This is a genomic window from Butyrivibrio sp. XPD2006, assembly GCF_000420865.1.
Taxonomy (GTDB): domain Bacteria; phylum Bacillota; class Clostridia; order Lachnospirales; family Lachnospiraceae; genus Butyrivibrio.
Genome location: NZ_ATVT01000004.1, coordinates 16,063 through 37,894, shown reverse-complemented (window position 1 = coordinate 37,894; position 21,832 = coordinate 16,063). Strand labels below are relative to the sequence as shown.

19 protein-coding genes are annotated in these 21,832 nt (G+C 45.8%); 11 read left to right on the top strand and 8 right to left on the bottom strand.

What is annotated here, in order from left to right:
- Positions 1-68: 68 nt before the first annotated feature.
- Genes G590_RS0105860 through G590_RS0105850 form a run of 3 tightly spaced genes read left to right on the top strand, consistent with a single transcriptional unit; the run spans position 69 to position 2,320 of the window.
- The gene (locus G590_RS0105860) at positions 69-1,763 is read left to right on the top strand and encodes a phospho-sugar mutase (RefSeq protein ID WP_022764744.1); all 1,695 of its coding nucleotides are present in this window, start codon (positions 69-71) and stop codon (positions 1,761-1,763) included.
- Between the two features lie 12 nt (positions 1,764-1,775).
- Entirely contained in the window at positions 1,776-2,111 is a 336-nt protein-coding gene (locus G590_RS18570; RefSeq protein WP_022764743.1) for a zinc transporter, read from the top strand.
- Between the two features lie 23 nt (positions 2,112-2,134).
- Positions 2,135-2,320, top strand: a complete 186-nt coding sequence (locus G590_RS0105850) for a CooT family nickel-binding protein (protein WP_022764742.1) — start codon at positions 2,135-2,137, stop codon at positions 2,318-2,320.
- 52 nt (positions 2,321-2,372) lie between these two features.
- On the opposite strand, the gene G590_RS0105845 is transcribed toward G590_RS0105850, so the two are convergent.
- From G590_RS0105845 to G590_RS0105835, 3 genes are read right to left on the bottom strand one after another with little or no spacing between them, the layout of a single operon-like run.
- The gene (locus tag G590_RS0105845) at positions 2,373-2,588 is read right to left on the bottom strand and encodes a hypothetical protein (protein WP_022764741.1); all 216 of its coding nucleotides are present in this window, start codon (positions 2,586-2,588) and stop codon (positions 2,373-2,375) included.
- An 18-nt stretch (positions 2,589-2,606) separates the two neighbouring features.
- Positions 2,607-4,298 (bottom strand): 2-hydroxyacyl-CoA dehydratase family protein, encoded by a 1,692-nt coding sequence (locus G590_RS0105840; RefSeq protein ID WP_022764740.1) that lies wholly within the window; start codon positions 4,296-4,298, stop codon positions 2,607-2,609.
- 5 nt (positions 4,299-4,303) lie between these two features.
- Positions 4,304-5,491, bottom strand: coding sequence for a 2-hydroxyacyl-CoA dehydratase family protein (locus tag G590_RS0105835; protein WP_022764739.1), 1,188 nt, complete (start codon positions 5,489-5,491; stop codon positions 4,304-4,306).
- A gap of 193 nt (positions 5,492-5,684) precedes the next feature.
- Between G590_RS0105835 and G590_RS0105830 the strand changes: the two genes are divergently transcribed.
- From G590_RS0105830 to G590_RS0105800, 7 genes are read left to right on the top strand one after another with little or no spacing between them, the layout of a single operon-like run.
- Positions 5,685-6,446, top strand: coding sequence for a nucleotide-binding protein (locus G590_RS0105830; RefSeq protein WP_022764738.1), 762 nt, complete (start codon positions 5,685-5,687; stop codon positions 6,444-6,446).
- Positions 6,447-6,467: 21 nt separating this feature from the next.
- On the top strand, positions 6,468-7,676 hold the full coding sequence (locus G590_RS0105825; protein ID WP_022764737.1) for a 2-hydroxyacyl-CoA dehydratase family protein: 1,209 nt from the start codon (positions 6,468-6,470) through the stop codon (positions 7,674-7,676).
- Positions 7,673-9,448, top strand: coding sequence for a 2-hydroxyacyl-CoA dehydratase family protein (locus tag G590_RS0105820; RefSeq protein WP_022764736.1), 1,776 nt, complete (start codon positions 7,673-7,675; stop codon positions 9,446-9,448). The genes G590_RS0105825 and G590_RS0105820 overlap by 4 nt, the downstream gene beginning before the upstream one ends.
- Before the next feature lie 53 nt (positions 9,449-9,501).
- Positions 9,502-10,296, top strand: a complete 795-nt coding sequence (locus tag G590_RS0105815; protein WP_022764735.1) for an acyl-CoA dehydratase activase — start codon at positions 9,502-9,504, stop codon at positions 10,294-10,296.
- A 22-nt stretch (positions 10,297-10,318) separates the two neighbouring features.
- Positions 10,319-10,486, top strand: coding sequence for a hypothetical protein (locus tag G590_RS21290; RefSeq protein WP_022764734.1), 168 nt, complete (start codon positions 10,319-10,321; stop codon positions 10,484-10,486).
- Positions 10,487-10,500: 14 nt separating this feature from the next.
- Positions 10,501-11,217, top strand: a complete 717-nt coding sequence (locus G590_RS18565) for a hypothetical protein (RefSeq protein WP_022764733.1) — start codon at positions 10,501-10,503, stop codon at positions 11,215-11,217.
- Positions 11,218-11,235: 18 nt separating this feature from the next.
- Positions 11,236-13,299: an oxidoreductase gene (locus G590_RS0105800; protein ID WP_022764732.1), complete on the top strand. Its 2,064-nt coding sequence runs from the start codon at positions 11,236-11,238 to the stop codon at positions 13,297-13,299.
- A gap of 48 nt (positions 13,300-13,347) precedes the next feature.
- Here G590_RS0105800 and G590_RS0105795 read toward each other — a convergent pair whose 3' ends face one another.
- From G590_RS0105795 to G590_RS0105775, 5 genes are read right to left on the bottom strand one after another with little or no spacing between them, the layout of a single operon-like run.
- On the bottom strand, positions 13,348-15,045 hold the full coding sequence (locus G590_RS0105795) for a GGDEF domain-containing protein (protein ID WP_022764731.1): 1,698 nt from the start codon (positions 15,043-15,045) through the stop codon (positions 13,348-13,350).
- Positions 15,038-16,807 carry a GGDEF domain-containing protein gene (locus G590_RS0105790; RefSeq protein ID WP_022764730.1) on the bottom strand — a complete coding sequence of 590 codons (1,770 nt, stop codon included), beginning with the start codon at positions 16,805-16,807 and terminating at the stop codon, positions 15,038-15,040. The genes G590_RS0105795 and G590_RS0105790 overlap by 8 nt, the downstream gene beginning before the upstream one ends.
- Positions 16,808-16,826: 19 nt before the next feature.
- Positions 16,827-17,711: a TPM domain-containing protein gene (locus tag G590_RS0105785; RefSeq protein WP_022764729.1), complete on the bottom strand. Its 885-nt coding sequence runs from the start codon at positions 17,709-17,711 to the stop codon at positions 16,827-16,829.
- A gap of 20 nt (positions 17,712-17,731) precedes the next feature.
- Positions 17,732-18,802 (bottom strand): hypothetical protein, encoded by a 1,071-nt coding sequence (locus G590_RS0105780; protein WP_022764728.1) that lies wholly within the window; start codon positions 18,800-18,802, stop codon positions 17,732-17,734.
- Positions 18,803-18,819: 17 nt separating this feature from the next.
- Positions 18,820-20,007, bottom strand: a complete 1,188-nt coding sequence (locus tag G590_RS0105775) for an SPFH domain-containing protein (RefSeq protein WP_022764727.1) — start codon at positions 20,005-20,007, stop codon at positions 18,820-18,822.
- A gap of 218 nt (positions 20,008-20,225) precedes the next feature.
- Between G590_RS0105775 and G590_RS18560 the strand changes: the two genes are divergently transcribed.
- The gene (locus G590_RS18560) at positions 20,226-21,830 is read left to right on the top strand and encodes an ASKHA domain-containing protein (protein ID WP_022764726.1); all 1,605 of its coding nucleotides are present in this window, start codon (positions 20,226-20,228) and stop codon (positions 21,828-21,830) included.
- The last annotated feature ends 2 nt before the right edge of the window (positions 21,831-21,832 follow it).

Below are 21,832 nucleotides of genomic sequence, written 5' to 3'. Positions count from 1 at the left end.
GGGTTGCAAAACCCCTTACAATGGGCGAAAATATTAAATATAAGTGTAATTTTATGGAGGGTTAATGCATGGATTATCAGTCAAGATATGAAGAGTGGATGAATAAGCTTTCAGACAGCGATCCCTTAAAAGCTGAGCTTGTAGCCATCGCTAATGATGAAAAAGAAAAGGAAGAGAGATTTTACCAGGATCTTTCATTCGGTACTGCGGGCCTTAGGGGTAAGGTTGGTGCAGGAACCAATCGCATGAATTTCTTTACGGTAGGTAAGGCATCACAGGGTGTAGCCGACTATATCGTATCTAAGGGACAAGCGGCTATGGATGCCGGTGTTATCATCGCGCATGATCCAAGACATTTTTCAAGGGAGTTTTCTGAGCTGGCAGCAGGTATCTTTGCGGCTAACGGCATCAAGGTTTATACCTTCCCAAGCCTTCGTCCTACACCTGAGCTGGCGTTCATGATAAGACGACTTCACACAGTTTCGGGTATCAATATCACTGCGTCCCACAACCCCAAGGATTATAACGGATACAAGGCATACTGGGATGACGGATGCCAGGTTTCTGCTGAGGTTGCAGACGGAATGACAGAGTGCATCAATGCTGTTGATATCTGGACAGGAATTAAGAAGTCCGATTACAACGAGGGCGTTAAGGCAGGTAAGATCATAGTTCTCGGAGAGGAATATGACAGGGAGTATCTGGACAAGATTGAGAGCCTTGCTATTCACGAAGGTGATGACCTGGATCTTTCAATTCCGCTTGTTTACACACCACTTAACGGATGCGGATCAATTCCGTTCAGACAGATGCTTACAGACAGGGGCTTCACAAACTGGAAGATCGTTCCTGAGCAGGAGAATCCCGATCCTGATTTCACAACAGTCGGTTATCCCAATCCCGAGGATCCCAAGGCCTTTGCACTTTCTGAGAAGTATGGAAAAGAGTTTGGCGCTGAGCTCCTCATGGCTACTGACCCCGATTCAGACAGATTTGCCATAGAGATCAGAGACGACAACGGCAATTACGTGCCACTTAATGGAAACCAGACAGGTTATCTTCTTGTAAACTATGTCCTTGAGGGCCATAAGAGTGCAGGAACACTGCCTGCTAAGGGAGCAATGGTCAAGTCCATTGTTACATCAACTCTTTCAACTATAATGGCTAAGGCTTATGGAGTTGAGATGTTTGAGACTCTGACAGGCTTTAAGAATATCTGTGGTAAGATCCCTTACCTTCATGAGAACGGCTACCAGTATCTCTTTGGATATGAGGAATCTGTTGGATACGCAGTATGTGAGGACATCAGAGACAAGGACGGAATCTCAGCAGGAATGCTTGTTGCCGAGGCAGCAGCTTACTACCGCAAACAGGGCAAGACTCTCTGGGATGTTCTTAATGAGATTTATGCCAAGTATGGATTCTTTGCGGAGGATGAGCCCAATATTGTGCTTGAGGGAATTCCGGGAGCACAGCGCATTCAGCGTATGATGAAGTACTACAGGGAGAACATTCCTACAGAGGTTGCGGGTGCCAAGGTAGACAAGGTTATCGATTACATCAACGGCTATGAAGATATTCCGCCTCAGAATGCGATCAGAATGTTCCTTGATAACGGCTCGTGGTTTGCTATAAGACCAAGCGGAACAGAGCCCAAGATCAAGTTCTATTTCTATTCAAATCAGGATTCAAGAGAGAATGCGCTTAAGGTTAATGCCGATATCAAGAAGGCTACTCTGGATCTGATCAATTCTGTTGAGTAAGGGGAAGTATCAATGAGCGAACATACACATACATATACACATGAGCATGACGGAAGTCAGCATACACATACATATTCTCACGACCATGAGGGTGGCGCAGCAGAGCACGATCACGAGCATCATGAACATCACCACCATGATCATCCCATGGAGAACAAAGAGCAGGTAAAAGCTCTTTTGGACTACAACTACAAGCACAACACGAGCCATGCAGATGAGCTGAAAAAGCTCTCAGATAAGCTTGAAAGTCTTGGCTATGCTGAGGCAGCAGCCAAAGTTTCCGCAGCCAAAGAGCTCTTTTCCGAAGGAAATAAAAATCTTAAGGAAGCTCTTGAGCTTATCGATTAAGGAACGGAAACAGGAGGTTTTATATGTGTCTTTCTACAGTTTACAGGAACTCCAAACCGGATGAGGCAATCATGGAGTATGTAAGTACAATAACCTTTGATGGCGACAACGTCGTCTGCACGGATCTTATGGGTGAGAAAAAGAGCTTTAAGGGTAAGCTTACCTTTGTTGATCTGACAGGAGGAGTCATTAGGATCGATTGCGAATAAGACTAAAAAATAAGAGGTCGTCGCTATAATGCGACGGCCTCTTTTAACTTGCTTAAATGCTTGTGTCTTCTACACTTTCTTTCATTGAGTAAGGCATTGCTGTAGCATCGGGACGCTTCATGTTGTCATAACGTTTGATCATAAGAGGCTCCCAGATATAGTACAGGAACTTGCCGTCAAGGTCATAGTAGAAAACAGCAAATAGGATGCCATAAATAAGTACTGCTATCCTGAGAAGTTTGAAGAAAAATTTTAATATTTTACTCATAATTACTCTCCCTTTAAATTACCAGCTGCCACCGTCATCGAAATCAAGAAGTGAAGGATCCAGTGGCTCCTCGCGCATAACTGTTGTCATGTAGTCGTTTATGATATCGCGGATCTCTGCGCGGGATACGGTTCTCTTATCCGGAAGAGCATGTGGAACCCAGATTGCGTGGATGTTACGCTTGCGGAACTCATCCTCGAATACTCCGTGGATTCCCTGCATTCCCTTACACTGAAGCTGGTCGTACATGATGACCATGTCGCAGTTGAATCTTTCCATGTAATCAAACAGGGAAAGGATGTGCTCGTGTCCGCCAACGGCCATGGCACGCATAGGTGCCTTCTCGTTGAACCATGACAGATCCTCAAGAGCGTGTTCATATGTATCGGTTCTTAAGTACTGGTCAAACATAAGTGAATCCATGTTGATCACGCAGTTGATACCCCAGCAGTTGTAAGCCCATGTGCACCAGTGTGAGTAGTAAAGAGGTGCGCAGCTCCATGCGATTGCACGATGTCTGGTCTTTGGGAATGTCTCGATCTTGTTCTTTACACACTTGTCCATGATGCGTTTTACATGTGCATCCATCTCGTGCCAGATCGGTCTGTCGCCATCCTGTGAGTAGTAGATTCTGTAAAGAGCCTGAGCAACACCGGTGATAGGATAGTAAGGAGTGTTGGCTGCAACATCCCATTTCTCCCACTCAAACTCGGTGAGTTTGTTGAAGCTCTGTGCGTGCTTAACGTACTGATCCCAATCCATCTTGATGCCGAAGTTCTCTTCTACGAACTTCCATGCACCTTCGATCTCTTTCTGACAGTTCTTCTGAACAAGAGGATCGTCATAGCGCATAGGCTGTGGCATCGCATAAAGAGGACGATTTAAGAACCAGTCCTGAAGAACGGAAGTTGCGACAGATCCGTCGCAGGCCTCGTTGGTTGTAAGCATTACAGGGCTGTAGTCCGGATAATCATCCTGGACGAAGAGTCCGTATTCTGCCTGACACATAGGACATGGATCTGCAGGAAGTCCAATTGACTGCGCTGCATCGATATAGTTAAGAACAGTATGGTTGTTTACGTGTACGGAAACGAAGTAGGGGATCATCTCAAGAGCTACATCGTCAAGCTGATCTCTCCATCCGTAAAAGATATTTCCGCTAAGTGTTTCGTTGTGGGCAATGGTGTTTTTCCAGGTTTCGTTTTCTTCTCCGCCGTTGAGCTTTTTGTCAGCCTCAAACATTCTCATAAACTGTCTGATGGTCTCACTTACCATTCCACGATAGTGCCAGGCTGAAGCTTTCATGGCTTCGCCCCTTGCACCCTCAAGACCTCTGTCGAACCAGTGCATAACAGTGAGATATGTCTGGCCCATCCAGCGGTATCTCATGGTTCCCTTGGCGAAGGTAACAACGCCCTGAGGGCCGCCACCGTACTTCATGATATCTGTTACCATGTGAGCGTAGTTGTAAAGCCAGATCATGTTGAAGTAGTACATGGTGTCTTTTACTCCACGCCACTCGCGGTGCTTGTAAAGTCCTGTGTTGCCGACATAGAGATCACCAAGACGCCTCTCTTCATGGGGCTTGCCATACCAGAAATCCTTGGCCATTTTCTTTATGTCTTTGGGTTTATTCTTTTCTTCCGGGCTCTTTTCTACGACGAAGAGCTCACGATATTTTGCTTTTATGTCTTTAAATCCGATAGCCATTTATCTCAGCCCTCCTTCTGTATTTTCTTGAGCTCTATGCTCTCAACAAACGCCTGGAATCTTGTCCTTAACTGACCGACAGCGTTGTTGACATATTCTTTTTCGATAGAACATACCGGGTAACCGAAATCTCTTGGGATAACAAGAGTATCAATAGTACGTTCATAACTCCAGTACTCGCAGAACTTCATCTGTGAAATGATGATACCGTCTGCTTTGTACTCCTTGGCAATATCAGCCAGGTATTGTTTGCGCGCACGCATAACGTGCTGGTCCATGAAACGTGGGCACTCACTGGTCTCAAGGTAGTGGCGTGCGATTGCTCTAAGGGGTGTCTCGCCCTCTTTTACCACAATCTCTTCTCTTCCCGGGAGTGAGCCGTAGCAGTAACGGTCAGCAACCACCAGAGCTCCGCACTCCTCTATGAGTTTGATGAAGTCGGGATCGTCCTCCTCTGAGCCTGTAAGAACAACCTTAACTCTGTAGTTCTTCTTGGCATCGGGTTTTCTGGTCTTAAGCTGCTCTGCGATGTCTTTTAACTTATCGATGATAAGGTACTTGGGACATACAAGAGTTGCGAGCTGAATTACAGAGAACTCCCAGCCTGTTATAGTGGGCTCGTCGAGCTTTCTGTAGCTGCCGATCTCCTGAATGAGACGGCATACCTCATTGTGCTCTTCGATTGCTTTTAAAAGAGCTTCATCAGAAGTATCGATGTCGAAGTGTTCTTTTAATTTATCAAGAACATGGAATTTGAGCTGATTCTCGTAGTGATCAATGGAGTTCTCGTTTTTCTTGAACGGAACATCAGTGAATTCACAGAAGAAATCCGGATTCTTGATGATGTCCATAAGCTGGAGATGCTCCTGGAATCTGCAGGTAACGGTACAGGTTTCCGTTGCCATTTCGGCATCAAGGAAGTTGAAGCCGCCCTCTAAAGCCCTCTCTAAAAGGCAGCGCCCGTACATGCAGGTACGGTTGGTCATGTAGTAGGTTGCCATGTCAGGCGATCCACTACGAGGTGCACGAAGACGCACAGAAAAACATCCCGGAAGATCTAAGAGAACTTCCGGCATGAAGTAGCAGGTGTAACCAAGGGCGCGCTTACCGTCAGCTTTGCCCTGACGAACCAGCGGATTGTTGGCTTCCTGCAAAAGGTCTTCGAGCTCAAAGATATGCACGAGATCTTTCATGTATTTGGTTTCCCCCTCTTGTAGAATAAAAAAGCAAAATACCCTTGGGCATTTTGTTAAAAAAAACTTTAATAATGATAAGGCTATAATATCACATATCACCAAAAGTTGAAAGTTTATCATAATAGACTTGTGGAAATTAGACAATCCTTTATAATATAGGCAGGGGTAATTTACTCTACGAGGGGGATTTATGGCACATAATACTGTTGTTATCGCATTAGCGGGCAAAGGCGGCGTTGGCAAGACGTCTCTTTCTGCTGCTATTGTTAGACTCCTTACTGAAAAAAGACCCGACGCCAAGATTCTGGCTATTGATGCAGATCCGGCGGTGGGTCTTTCTGTCGCTCTTGGAGTGGAAGTCACTGAGACACTTGACCAGATACGAAAGAGAGTGGCAGAGGATGTAACCGGTAAGCTTAAGGATACTCAGGATATTCTGGCTGAGGCCAAGTTCAGGCTCTATGATGCCATGGCAGAGCAAAGAGGCTTTGCTTTTCTGGCAATCGGAAGACCGGAGGCGGCCGGATGCTACTGCGCGATCAACACATATCTCAAGAAGGTCATTGAGATGCTGGTAGATGATTTTGATTATGTGGTGATTGACGGCGAGGCAGGAATTGAGCAGATAAACAGAAGAGTCCTTGAGAAGGTCACACACCTTGTATGCGTATCGGATCAGAGTCAGAAGGGTCTTAAGATCATCGGAACGATCAAGGATGTTGCCGGTGAGCTGGTGATGTACGATGAGATCGGCCTCATAGTAAACAGGGCATTGTTCCCTGAGAGGATTGAGACAGATGAGATCGAAGGAGTTCCAATTGTATCCGTCATTCCGCAGGATGACGCCATGACGGAGAATGATGTGGAAGGCAAAAACATATTTGAACTTCCGCAGGAAACCGGAATATTAAAGGGCGCCGACGAGGCCCTTAAAAATTTTAAAATCTATTAAAGGTATAGAAAGGAGGTAGCCGTGCAGGACCTAAAACATCTAATCACATTCGAGAATTTATTGGATGATGCAGCCAACGATCTGGTCAAGCAGGCACAGGCAGAAGGGCAGTATGCGATCGGATATACATGCTATCACATGCCGGAAGTGCTTCTGAATGTAGACAATTGTTTCTCGACACGTATGCGCGCGCCGCGTACAGGTTCGATAGACATATCTACATATTACATGTCCAACTATACCTGCGAGTTTGCCAGAGCTCTTTTGGAGAGAGGCATTGAAGGCGGTTATGAGTATCTGGATGCTGTAGCCGGTGTTGACGCATGTTCAGCCATGAACAGATGTTATGAGCATCTGGAAGTGCTTCAGTGTAACAAGAAGCCACACTTCTTTGTTACTCATACAGACGTTCCTTACAAGGTTGAGAGCTATAACGTAGATCAGGTTGCAACACAGATGCGCCTGAGAGTTCTCGATGTTATGCACGAAAAACTCGGCACCGACGTATCGGACGAGGCAATCAGAAAAGCAGTTGAGGAGCACAATGAGCTCTGCAGAGTTGTTACAGAGATAGGAAACTTCAGAAAACTGGAGAATCCACCAATAACAGGATATGAATTCCATGTTATATCTCTTGTGAGCTACTGCTGTCCGACAGCCAAGATCCTTCCTCTCCTTAAGGAGACTTTGGAGGAGATAAAGACAAGAAAGCCTGATCCCAAGCCGTGGTTCAGAGCAAGAGTTGCAATTGTCGGATCAGAGGTGGATGACCTTGATCTTACAAGGCTTCTGGAAGAGGCAGGAGCAATGGTTGTAGCCGACAGATATTGCTACGGATCCTTCCCCGGAAGAGAAGAGATCAAATTAAATGATGATGAAGACATCGTCAAGCAGATTGCAAGACATTATATGATGACTTCTGAGTGCCCGAGATACATGGCTGAGGAAAAGATCAGACAGAGAAGAGATACTGCTGACAGACTTGCCAGGGAATACGGCGCTGACGGAATCATCTTTGAACAGATGAAGTACTGTGACTTCTGGGCATTTGAGAGACCCCTTGCCAGCCATATCCTCACAGAAGAGTACGGATGGCCGACACTCTCCATCGACAGATCTTACAATGTACACAATTCGGGACAGCTGCGAACCCGTTTCCAGGCGTTTGTTGAAGCGCTTGAGATCAAACGCATCAGAAAGAATGCCCAGGAACAGGAGGTGGTTGTATGAAATACATAGACCCCAAGAATTTCAGACTTAAAGACCACATCGACTGGAAAGCCCAGGCTGAGAATATGAAGGAGATTGCCGGTATTGTCGGAGAGCTGGTCAAAGAGACCGACTGGAAAGACGTTGCTGCAGCTGCAGGCAAGGACGCCAAGGGACTTAAAAAGCGTATCACCCATGAAGTGAATCTCCTTAAGAACATGTCTCCCGAAGAGGTAAAAGACCTTGTACTTAACGGAGAGAAACAGCTGGGTAAGCTCTACGCCAACGGCAAGATGGCCACTGTAAGGCGTGAGTGGAGAGGCGTTAAGGACACCGGAGTTGACTTCTATGAGTGGACCAGAATGTGGGGAATGCTTCTTGCAACCTTCTCAAAAGACCTGGTACCGGCTCTTATGGGAGCAACACATTACAGATGGATGATCTCATACTTCTGTTGCCACTCCTTTATGGACAAGAACACCATGGGACTTAGAGGAAGAGCTCTCAAGATGCATCACGAGCTCATCTATGCAATATTCAGATATGTAGCCGAGAACCTGGTTCTTCTTATGAAGGCAGATCAGAAGGTTGGTAACAGCACAGACCTTTCCAAGAAGATAGTTCTTTTCGACGAGATGACAATGTCACAGATCATGGCAGGATTCCCGGACCTCATCGGTATTCCTTATCAGCTGATGCCGGTATTCCTTCTCTCTGAGATCGACCAGCTGGCATGTATGCCATACATTGATGCCATTGAGTCATACGGACTTCCTTCAGATACCTGCCCGGTTCCTTCATCAGAGTGCGGAGCGGTAGTTGTGGATGCGCTTCCTCACATGGGAGCATGCTTTATTTCAAGCTCAATGCCTTGTGACGGATCGGTTATGGCATCATCTTATACAAGCCGCAGATTCAAGGATCTTCCTACATATCACCTGGCATTCCCGGTCAGATATGAAGACGAGTCCATTATGGATGCTGCAGTCAAAGACATTAAGGGCTGCATCAAGTTTATCGAGGATAACACAGGAGCAAAGTGGAACTGGGATGCTTACTTTGCTGCCATGAAGAGATTTAACGAAGAGACCAAATATGAGCTTCAGAAATGGGAGATCAACCAGACTCCATATCCTCAGCTCATCGGACCATGCTACGAGCTGTTCCGTAAGTGGAACTACGAGATGGACGGTGGACTCGACCCGAGGATCATCTCAACCTTCAAGAAGGTTGATAAGCTCATGCTCAAGGCTTACGAGAACAGAGACGAAGCTTGGCGCGGCAAGATGAAGTACAGAGCAATCGTTTGGTCAATTCCTGCTCACTACTATGCAAACTTCTCCAACTGGGCAGCTAACTGCTGGGGTGTAGATATCCTGGTAGAGATGGAGTCACTGAACTTCACCAAGCCGCTTGAGACAGAGGACAAGGAAGAAGCTCTCAAGGATCTTTCAAGACTCTATGAGAGAATGGTAATGAGAAGGCACACCAACGGTGGTTACGACCACGTTGTTACAGAGCTCTGGAGACAGTGCGAGGCATGGAACGTAGACTTCGTTCTTATGTATCAGCACGTATCCTGCAAGAACATGGCAACTGTTCAGGGACTGTTTGAGGATCAGGCAAGAGAGAGAGGCATTAAGCTTCTTTGGTGCAGCCACGATCTTATGGATCCAAGAACCGTTTCCCGTAAGGATATGAGATCTGAGTTTAATGAGTTTATGAGAACAGTTATGAAAGCAGAACCGGTTGATCCGTCACTGCTGGATTTCGAAGACGACACCACCTGGTAAAGCCAAGTGGATTGCAACAAATTAGTTAATTTTTTTAGGAGGGATTTTTTAAAATGAAATATTTCGGTGGATGTGACGTAGGATCAACATATACAAAAGCTGTAATTGTTGATGAGACAGGCAAGATGGTTGCAGGAACAACTGTAAAGAGCAAGATCATTGCTCAGGAGTCTGCAGAGATTGCCATGAAGGAAGTAATAGATCAGGTTGACGGACTTAATAGTTCCAAGGACCTCGAGTACCTCATCGGTACAGGATACGGACGTAACAAGGTTCCTTTTGCTGATGAGAACATTTCTGAGATTTCATGCCACGCTATGGGCGTGCATGTAACAAACCCTTCAGTTAAGGCTATCATCGATATCGGTGGTCAGGACGTTAAGGGTATTTCAATCGACACAGACGGAACAGTTAAGAACTTTGCCATGAACGATAAGTGTGCTGCAGGAACAGGACGTTTCTTCGAAGCTATGGCCCGTTCATTTGAGATGAGTCTTGAGCAGTTCTCAAATCTCTCACTCTCAGCCAAGAATGTAATTCCTATCACTGCTCAGTGTACAGTTTTCGCAGAGTCTGAGGTTATCACACTTGTTGGTGAAGGAAAGCCTATGGATGAGATCGCAGCAGGTATCGAGATGGCTGTTGCAAAGAGATGCTTTGTAATGTCCAAGAAGGCAGGCGCTACAGATTCCATTACTCTTACAGGCGGATGCGCTAAGAATGCCGGACTTAAGGCTGCTATTGAGCAGGTACTTAAACTCAAGGTTGTTGATCTTTCAATCGATCCTCAGCTTATGGGAGCACTTGGAGCTGCTGAGTATGCAAGACAGAAGGGCCTTGCCAAGTAATAAGTGAAAGGACTTATTAAGGATGAGTAAGACTATAAAGATTATTTTCAAAATAATAAAGATTCTTACCATTGTCACAGGAATACTTTTTGTTATATATTTCTGGAACCTTGATCAGAAGCTCATGGCCTGGGCCTATACACAGGTAAACAAGATATTTGACCGCAAGAAAGCGGACATTAAGTTCTGATTGGAGACAGGTTTATGAAGTTATATGACAATTTGATCGATGTGACCCTGGGGGAGCTGAGTAAGGCGCAGGGAAAGGTCTTTTCCTATGAAAAGACATCTCCCTGGAAGTGCCTTGAAAATACCGAGTTCATCATGCAGAGAGATGCTGCGCTTGAGCTTGGCGGAGCAGGGCTTCCCTCGGTTAACTATACCTGTGTTACGACTTCAGGCAAGGTATCTCAGGACGAGGTCGTTGTTTACGGAAAAGACATTTCTGAGATAAACAGTGGAACAGCCTTTGCCAGGATAGTTATCCTTGAGACCGGTGATCTGGGAGAGGATCAGGATCAGGAGAAGGCTTTTCAGGCCATAAGAAATCTTGAATTCGTCAGATACCATGTTTTCCCGGAAGGGTACATGGTAAGGGTATCCTCCCAGAGCAATCAGGAACAGGTCAGGATTGCAAGAAGTGCTCTTAAGCAGGGGATAAGCTTTGCAAGAGTCGGAGCTGCTTATATTGCCAAGTACAAAGAGCTTGAACAGGTTAAGAAGGTAAGGGTTATTTTCATCACAGAAAAGGAGCTGGTTGAAGCTCTTTTACCAAATGCGGACAAAGTCGATGCAATCACCAAGACACTCACTCACATTCTGGACGGACTGCCAACGGACTGCGGTCACTGCAGTATGAAGCCGGTTTGTGATGAGGTCGAGGGTATGCGCGAGCTGCATCTTGGAAAGAATAAAAAATAAGTGAAAGGAATTGCCAAAATGAAACAGGAATATGAATCACTGTTCACCCCATGGAAGATTGGCAATCTTGAGATCAAGAACAGGATTGTGCTGGCGCCCATGGGTGGCACATGTATCTTCGGCTGGATGGAACCCGGCGGAAGCCATTTCGACAAAGAGGCAGCAAGACTTCTTTTGAAGATTGCCAAGCACGACTGCGGACTTGTCATTCCCGGAATCGCACCGGTAAAAGACATGCTGGGCGGCAAGTGGCTGTATCAGAACAAGCACAAGTTCAGTGAACTGGCTGATTTCATGGATGAACTCCATGCTACCGGAGCCAAGATGTTCGTGCAGATGACTGCCGGATTCGGAAGGTCTTTTGCCCTGACAGCACCGCTTGCAATGCTTGCCAAGAATAAGGCTCTTAACACAATTGCCAAGCCTTATATCGATGCTGAGTACCTTACAGCTGCGCCTTCAGTTCTTCCTAACCGCTGGGCTGACGACGTTACAACACGTGCCATCACGGAAAAAGAAATCAAGGACATCATCTACGCTTTCGGAGAGACAGCAAGGCTGTGTAAGGAAGCGGGAGTTGATGGTGTTGAAGTGCACGCTGTTCATGAGGGATACCTCCTTGACCAGTTCACACTTAAGTACACCAACAAGCGTACTGACGACTACGGCGGATCTTTTGAGAACCGTTATCGTTTTGCAGTAGAGATTGTAAAAGAGATCAAGAAGAAATGTGGGGATGACTTCCCCGTTTCTCTCAGGTATTCTGTAAGGTCCATGACCAAGGCGTTCCAGTACGGAGCTATGCCGGGTGAGGACTTTGAAGAGATCGGAAGAGATATGGAAGAGTCTGAGAAGGCTGCCAAGTACCTTCAGGATGCAGGCTACGACATGCTCAACTGTGACAATGGAACCTATGACGCATGGTACTGGGCACATCCGCCGCAGTATATGCCACAGAACTGTAACCTTGCGGATGTAGAGCACATCAAGAAGTTCGTTGATATTCCTGTTGTATGTGCAGGTAAGATGGAGCCTGATGTGGGAGCAGCTGCTATCAGGGATGGCGGAATTGATGCTATGGCTGTCGGAAGGCAGTTCCTTGCTGATCCCAAGTGGGTATCCAAGCTTAAGAGAGGCATGGAGGAAGAGATCCGTCCATGTATCTGCTGTCATTCAGCTTGCTTTAACCTGACCAAGCACAATGGAACAGCCAACGACCAGGATCTTTCAGAGTCTGCAGGAATGTGTAAGTGTGCGGTTAACCCACGCAGTATGCAGTCCAAGAAGTATAGAGTTAAACCTACTGCTTCACCCAAGAAGGTTGCCATCATCGGCGGCGGTGTAGGCGGTATGGAAGCTGCAAGAATCCTTGCTCTTCGCGGACATGAGCCTGAGATCTATGAGAAGACCGGGGAGCTTGGCGGCGTATTTATCGCAGCTGCAGCGCCTGAGTTCAAGGAGAAGGATAAACAGCTCATCGCATGGCAGAAGCATCAGCTTAAAAAGCTCGGTGTAAAGATCCACTTCAACTATGAAGTAAGACCTGATTCACTGCCGTCAGCTGATGAATATATCATCGCAACAGGAGCTGAAGCCAACAAGATACCGATTCCGGGAGCAGCAGAGTATGCTATGGATGCCACAGATTACCTTCTTGGCAAGAAATCCGTTGGCAACGATGTTGTTATCATCGGTGGTGGTCTTACAGGTTGTGAGATTGCTCTTGACCTGTTCAGAAAGGGCAAGAACCCTCAGATCGTTGAGATGAAGGATGACCTTATTGCAGTTAAGAATATGTGTCTTGCCAACACAAGTTACCTCCGTGACTGCTTCAAGACCAATAAGGTTCCTGTATATCTCAATGCAGGGGTTAAGCAGATTAATGAAAAGAGTGTTGATGTTAACCTCAAGGATGGAAGAACAGTTACACTTCCCGCTGACAATGTAATCATGTCGGTTGGATATCATCCGATCCCGCTGCTTCAGGCAGCTAAGAATGTACACCTCCTTGGCGATTGCCAGAAGGTAGGAAACATTCGCTCAGCTATCTGGGGAGCATGGGATATAGCTATGAAGATATAAATATTAAAAGCTCCGTTGCCACGTTGCAACGGAGCTTTTTTTGATCCATCAAAGCCTGTTATGTATTCCGAGTTCTTCATGCATCTTCCTTTTCAGCTCATACATCCGCTGGTCAGCCAGCAGATAGACCTCGTGAGATGTGGCGTTTTCCGGGCATTCATGTCTGAATGCATATCCGGTGGCGACACTTCTGCGATATTCGGAATACAGGGCATTCATTACGTTGAGAGCACTGTTCATCCTGCCAAGGAGTGCATCAACATCTTTTACGCTTGATTCCTCCAGGACAACAAGGAATTCGTCTCCGCCTATTCTGGCGCAGAATCCGACTCCGTCAAAAGTAGTGGTAAGAACCTTTGCAAAGTCTTTTATGTATTTATCTCCTGAAGGATGTCCGAATTCATCGTTTACCGTCTTTAATCCATTAATGTCTATGGAAATAATACAGTAATCAAGATTTGTTTTTTCCAGATCCTCCAGTATCTTGTCGGCCCGTGCCCTGTTGGGAAGATTCGTAAGTCCGTCTGCATAGGCAAGGTGTGTAAGGGATGCATATTCCTGCCTCTGGGCATAGGCACTGGTGATAAACACCAGATAATTGGCCAGCTGGCATAGAACAAAGAACAGGCAGCCGACATCAAGGATCATCATGCTTAAAAAGTTGGCATTTGGAATATATTGTTTTTTGGTTAAATAGTAGATTCCGAGATGTATAAATTGTGCAAGTCCGAAGACAAACATACCAAGCATCTGGATCATACCGGATTCAGAGATATCTTTTTTACGAATGTTCCTGATAAGGTAATAGGTGATAACTCCGAATCCAAAGGCACCTGCGATGTGATACATGGGCAGTGTGACTTTCATGTGGATACCGAATACATAGTGAAGGGTGTATTGAGCAATTGTTATGCCTGTTGTTAATAGTGCAGCTGTGAGATAAAGCCTCTTGTTTTCTATCTTCTGTACAAGATAAAGGAAGAGATAACAATAGGGTACTATGAGATACATGGTAAAGTATTCCAGCTGCGTCTCATTCTTTGAACGAATAAAAGGCGACACGATGCTGTAATAGGACATGATCCAGAGCGCCAGATTTATGCAAAACAGGGAGCCGAGAAGAAACGCTCTTATGTCAGGTACGGAACTGACAAAAAACATTGTGATGCAAAGGAATGATAGTCCGAATACCATCAGAAACATACCTGTTGCAATTATCGGGAGGTGTCGGTGGATAAAATCTCCCTCTACATCAGGCTGACTTCCGATTATAGGAGGGTTAAGATTCCTGAAAGCGTCATTTTCACTTACTCTCATTTCAAGCTTTAACTTTCTTCCTGCAAAGTCATGCGGAAGGGTAATGAAATGATAGGACTTACCCAGGAATTTATTTTCGGCATACATCTCGGAGCCAAAATCGAAAAAGTACTGGTCATCGACATAAACTGTCAGGGTGGTATATCTGCTCTTAAACAGGATGACCGGGAATGGAATATCACCAAGATCGGGGAGAGTTGTAGTCATTACTATGTTGTCTCCGCGCTCAAGGGTTCCGTCTATTATTTCGCTGAATCTTGTAAGAGTTACATCTTTATGAACACCGCCATTAAGTGTTATTGTCCAGCCATCATCCATTTCAGCCATGGGATATTCTGCTGTAAAAGCCATACCGTTGCTGATAAGCAGGTAAATCAGGATGAGTATTATCAGTGAGCAGATTACAGGAGGGAGGAATTTTTTAGACATCACTCGTACCTCCCTTTTCCATCATTTTTCCAAGGAGATCATCGTAGAGCCTGCCAAGAGTCTGTCTGTGGTGCTGATTTTTCATGGTATACATATGCTGGTCTGCCAGAAGGTAAACTTTCTGCGCTGATGATCCGCTTTTTATTTCTTTGTCCCTGCTTGAAGCATAACCCCAGGAAGCTGAGAAACGAAGATTTGTGCTATTGTTATTTTTATGCTCCATCTGATCGTTAAAGCAGGCAATATCTCTCTTAGTTCTTTCATCATCAACAAAAGGAAGAATGACAATAAACTCGTCGCCGCCCATTCGACCTATCAGCTGCGCACCGGTAAAGCTGTTTTTAAGTACTTCTGAAAAACCACTAAGAAGCTTGTCTCCCATGTCGTGGCCGTAATTGTCGTTGGTGTATTTAAGGTAATCAAGGTCCATGCTGATTATGGTGTAATCGCCTGAAAGCTCTGCGAGGGTCTGTTCGCAGCGTGCTCTGTTTGCAATTCCTGTAAGTGCATCACTGTAAGCAAGACCTTCCAGCTGTACCTTGACAGTGGATTCATTGATGAACTCTATGCAGTGGAAGAAGAAGTTGAGGAGTAGACTCATGACAAACACAAGAGCTCCCAAAGTGGTGAATGTGATCTCGATATCGGTCTCATCACTGGTGACAAACTTTAGGACATTGTAAGCAACAATATCAATGATCGAACATAAGACAAAGAAAGCAAGTCCGATGATAAGGATTCTGGTTGAAATGATCCGTGCTCTTGAAATGTCATTATTACTTCGGGATGTTTTCCAGGCTGTGAGAATGAGGGATGCTATAACAAAGATACCTTCCACAAGACCGATAACATGCAGCCATGAAACGAAGTAGCACAGGTGTACGATGTTTGCAAGGTGAAGGAGCGATGTACCAAGCCCGAAGATAAGGTCTATTGTTAACAGTGCGATCCCGATACGTCTGGAACCCGACTGATTCGTGACTACCATAAATCCCATGATTCCGGCGGGGATAAGATATAGTGTGAAATATTCGGCGAAAGTATAAAAAGGCGGATTATCTGCAAGGTACCAGAAAATATTATTGAAACTCAGGATATAGATACCAATGAGCAGAGATGTAAGACCACTGAAGATTATACTGAAATCGCGATATTTAGAGAAAGCTAAAAATGGTGAAAGAACAAGAAGCATAAAGCCTATGTGACAGAGATATACACCGATCACTGTGGGAAGGCGATCACGTTGTACCATAGATATTTTTATATCATTGTAAATACCAAGTGTTATATGAGGAAGGCTGGAGAAGGCGTCTTTTTCTCCGGAAGTGAACTTTATCGTCAGCTCTTTTCCCTGAAAGTCCCTGGGAAGAGGAACAAAGTTTTCATTCTTAGGGATCATTTTGCCTTTGGCAGCGTATTCCTGTCCGAAGGAATGGATAAGATTTCCATCAAGATATACTTCTACAGTGGAAAGGATGCTCCTGAAAGCAATAGCAGCAGGATAGATATTGATGTCGGGAAGAGTTGTTGTGATTGTCAGGACATCGCCTCTGTTCATATGACCGATGCTGGTCTGAGTTATGTCCTCGGGTTGCCATATCTCATCTCCACGAGAAATAGTCCAGCCGGAATCCAGCTGAACTATTGTACTCTGTAGTGGAGTATCAAACCTATTTGTGCCCAGTATTAGCAGAAATATGGTGACCAAAGTAACTGCTATAACTGACAACAAAGCTGTGCGGATCTTCACAGTTAATGTCACTGATTAAATCCTCCTGCTTTTAGAAGTGTCCGTGACTACCTCCGTGTGAGCTTCCGGAACCGGAAACGTGAACTGAACTTCCACCGCCAAATGAACCGCCGCGACCGGAGCTGTGTGAATCAGTATCCTTAGGTCTTGGTGTTTTGTGCAGCGTCTTATGAAGGAATCTGTCATCGCGGGCTCTGATTGTGGGACCGCCTGCTGAGTAGTTGCGTGCACCGGAGTTCATCTTGACTGTCTTCAAATCCGCTTTCATTTTGAGGATTGGAGCAAGTGCAAGTAAAAGACCGATGATGACGCTGTACAGAGCGTAGCTCATATAGTCAGAAGCTGTGCGAATCGGCTTGGAATTCACATCATAAGGAGTTCCCTTTGAAGCCTCATTTAAGAGCTTGTCACATTCCTTCACATAAGTTTTGAATGCACCGAAGTAATCACCGTATCCAAGGTCATCCATCATGGCATTGACCATATAGGCCTGACCATAGTCTGTGAAAACATCGATGGCTTTGCCACTGGTGCTGATCGCCCATTCTCTGTCAGCCATGCTGAGCATGAAGAGAATACCGCTTCCACCATAATCTGCCTGAAAGCCATTGTAGTCAAAATAGTTATCGGCAAAATCCTGAATTTCTCCAGTGTGATCGTCAACAGTCAGAAGAACAATGTTGCATTGCCATTTCTGGCTGGTCTCATCAAGCTTGGCAAGAAGCTGCTCCTCCTCTGAGTCTGTAAGGAGATCGGCGTTGTCCAAAAGTCTTGGCTTCTGGCGTGTGGATGGCATGGTGTCGCTATCCCAGAGCCGGTCGGATGCGAGAACTCTTATGGGGAGGATCATAGTGATAAGCAGTACTGCCAGTATGATCCTTGAAAATATGATGTTGTATTGTTTCTTTTTATTCATATGCTGTCCTGAAGGTTACTTCACGCAAACAAGCTAAACAGCACAAAAGCTATGGCTGCAATTGCTCCGGCAATCGGGAAATAGTATGCAAGCGCTCTGGAAAGGGAGAAAGGAAGATTTCCTACAAATTTTCCGCTCTGTCCGTTCATGGCAAAGAGATAATTGTTTCCGTTCCAGGATGTGTTCAGGATGTATACCGGGTAAAGGGCATACTTGTTGGACTCATCTGAAGTGGTGCACTGTTCTTCCCTTGCTCTTAGCGAAGAGTAACCTGTAATGGTATTTCTGAAGTCAGAAACAGTTGAACTATGCATTCTGTTTATAGCCCTGTCTCTGTTCTCTGAAGCTTCAACATTGTATTTGTTGGCAAGAAAACCGGCCAGATATCCCATGTTAAAAGGAACCATCTTGGACTGATCAAATGGCTCAAGTGATTCCATAAGGTCGTCGGGCATCTCTTTTGATCCGTCGACAGGAACGCGCTCAAAGCGCTCCGATCCGACTCTTACGACATCAAAGTAGCTGGTCTCGGTATAGTTATAATTTGAATCACTCCAGGTCCTTACCTTGGTAGCATCAAAAGATCCCCTGTAGTTCTGGGTTGCATTAAAGAGCCAGAAGGGCACATAGATTCCTTTGATCTCGTCGATGTGGTTCTGATCAAAGAACACCTTCGGAAGGAGTTTCTTGGATTTTACATAACCTTTATAAGCCTCGATGGCATCTTCTCTTGTCTTGGTAAAAGGAATGATGTAATCGGGGGTGAACCTGCCTGTAAATTTCTCTTTTACAACAACGTTGTTACTGCAGAAAGGACATTTCATGGAGCCAAGAGACTCTGTGGCCAGAATCTCACCACTACAGGAACCGCAGCGGTAGATGTACATGGGCTGAGAATTGTCTTCTTCGCCGGCAGCGGGATTGGTCATATAATCATCCGCTGCTTCTCCGGCTGAGTCAGAGTTGTGATTGGCTACATAGTCCTTTACATCAAATTCCGAATCACAGAAGGGACACTTGATCTTCTGGGTCTTCGGATTAAATTCCATTGCCCCGCCACAGGCGGGGCATTCATATTCGTGTAAAGCCATGATTTCCTCTGATATTATTAGTTAGGTCTTGGTGAACCGCACTGTGTGCAGAAGTTGCCTGTATTTACAGTGCCACAGGAGCATGTCCAGCCTGCATCGGGCTTCTTGGAGCCGCAGTTAGGGCAGAAGTTACCTGTGTTAACATTGCCGCAAGAGCATGTCCATGAACCTGCAGAAGGAGCTGCCATCTGAGGAGCTGCCTGAGCCTGCTGCTGAGCGCCCATTGCATAAAGTGACTGAGCGTTCATTCCGCCTGCCTGCTGTGCCATGTTCATTCCTGCGAAAGCCATCATAGGACCTGTTGCAGTATTCTTGGCTGCATCCTGCATTGCCTGTGCCTGAGCGCTTGCAAGAGTAGCAGCTGCCATATTGGGATTCTTAAGAGCACCGGCTCTCTGGAGCTCTTTAATTGTCTTCTCATCTTCTTCGGAAGCATTAACTGAGCTGATACCGAAGGAAGAAATCTTGATACCGTAAGTCTCTGTCCACTTCTTGGAAAGAACGTCGTTGAGAACGTCAGCAATCTCGGTTGTGTGTCCTGGAAGTGCGCTGTAACGGATTCCCATCTCGGAAATCTTGGCAAAAGTAGGCTGAAGAGCTGTAAGGAGCTCACTCTTTAACTGAGACTCGATCTTGTCTCTTCTGAATTCGTCTGAAACATTGCCAACTATGTTCTTATAGAAAAGAACAGGGTCAACAATCTTGTAGCTGTATTCGCCATGGCAACGGATATCGATATCCATATCAAGTCCTACGTTAGTATCAACTACGCGGAAAGGAACGGGATTAACTGTTCCGTACTTGTTGCCGATGATGTCCTTGGTATTGATGTAATAAACACGCTGATCCTTAGCTGTGCCACCTGCAAAGCTGAGTCTCTTATAGAACTGCTTGAAGGAATTTACAATGTTTTCTCCAAGATCGCCATAGAAAAGGGATGGCTCTGTTGAAGTATCGTAAACGAACTCACCTGCTTCAGCGCAGATTTCTGTGATCTGTCCCTGATCAACCAGGATCATACACTGTCCTTCATTAACAGCAACGATAGATCCGTTAGAGATGATGTTCTCATTGCCTTTTCCCTGTTTCTTTCTTGCTTTTGTTAGAAGCACGTCAGAAGTGAGTGAATCACAATAGAAATAATCTCTCCAGGAATCAGAGAGTACGCTGCCACCTGCTGAGAGTGCTGCTGAAATAAGCCCCATAACTATCTCCTTTCATACTCGAAAACCATTTTGTTTATTCCGAATTAATGTGCTCGGTTACCTTATATTTTCTCACATTTGCGGTGAAAATGCCATTGTTTTGTGACAATTCATCCACCGCCGGCGACTGGGTTGTATGCAATGAGTCGATCTGAAACGTCCCCGGTGACTCACATAAAACTTGCGAACTAAGGCTTCAGTCACTAAACTTATGGTATATGAAGGCAAAAGAGATCACGGTTACCATAAATGAATATGGAAAAGTGCAGGCCATTGCTGCCGCCAAGGGAGAGAGGCTGAAAGCTGTCCTGGACAGGGCGGGGGTGAAGTATGCTCTTCCCTGCGGAGGCAGAGCCGTGTGCGGAAGGTGCAGGATAAAGTTCCTGAAGGGAGCTCCGATTCCCGGAAGCTACGAGGAGATGTTCCTTACTGATGAAGAGACAGAAGAAGGAATAAGGATACTCTGCAGGACCGTGGTGTATGAGGACTGTGAAATCGAGCTTCGGGGCAATATCACTGAACAGGATATGATTGTCGAAGCTGAAATAAAAGGTGAAGACAGAGAGACAAACGGGGCCGGCACGGACGGAACGCCCGGTGCCTACGGCATCGCCATCGACCTTGGCACAACCACTATAGCAGCAGCCCTTATACAAAACACTGCAGACGGATACCGAGTAGTCGGAACATCGAGCTGCGTCAACTCACAGAGAAAGTACGGGGCAGATGTCATATCAAGAATTTCGGCAGCCGAAGACGCAGGAATAAGGCAGGCTCTTCGCAATACCGTAGTCACAGACATTGAGAATCTGATAAAAGAGCTGACGACTTCCCATAACATAACTTACCTTGGTAAGTCACCCGATCTCAAAGCCATAACCGTAACCGGCAACACAACCATGTTGTATCTTCTTGAAGAAAGAGATACAGCAGGTCTTGGCAGGTATCCATACACTGCAGAATATCTTGATAAGGAGTGGATGTTATCTGACATAATGCTTGATGATATTCCTGATATCGGCTTGACGCTTCTTCCCGGAATCTCTGCATTTGTGGGCGCTGACATTGTGGCCGGGCTATTTACTCTTGAACTTAACAGGGAGGAAAAGTTCTTTTTCCTGGATCTCGGAACCAACGGAGAGATGGCGTTCTACGACGGAGAAAACCTCAAGGTGACATCAACCGCAGCGGGGCCTGTATTTGAAGCAGGAGGGATAAGCTGTGGAGTAGCATCTGTTCCGGGAGCTATCTGCCACGTCAGGATAAATGGCACGGATCAAAACCGCAGGGTGATCATAGATACCATCGGGGGAGCAGAACCTATAGGCATCTGTGGAACAGGTGTCATGGAGACTGTTTCTGAACTGGTGAGAACGGGCCTGGCAGATGAGACAGGTCTTTTGACAGAGGAGTACTTCGATGAGGGATTTCCGCTAACTGATGACGGCAGGATAAGGCTTACGCAGAGCGACATCAGAAATGTGCAGCTGGCAAAGGCGGCAATATTTACCGGAGCGAAAACTCTTCTGGATGGGAAAATTCCTGATAAAGTGTATATTTCCGGAGGATTTGGAAGTAAAATATCACAAGAAAATGTAGAAGAATTACATATGTTTCCGAAGGAGTTTGATGGTAAGATAATAGCAATCGGAAATTCAGCACTCAAGGGGGCTGCGGAGTATACAGCCTGCGTGCTCTCGGGATGGGAGGCGGAAGCTGATGCTTCGGCCAAGCTGGATCTCATAACAGATATGGCGCAGCTTACCGAGCTGGCGACAATGGATGGGTTCGATGAGGACTACATCGCAGCTATGAACTTTTAAAC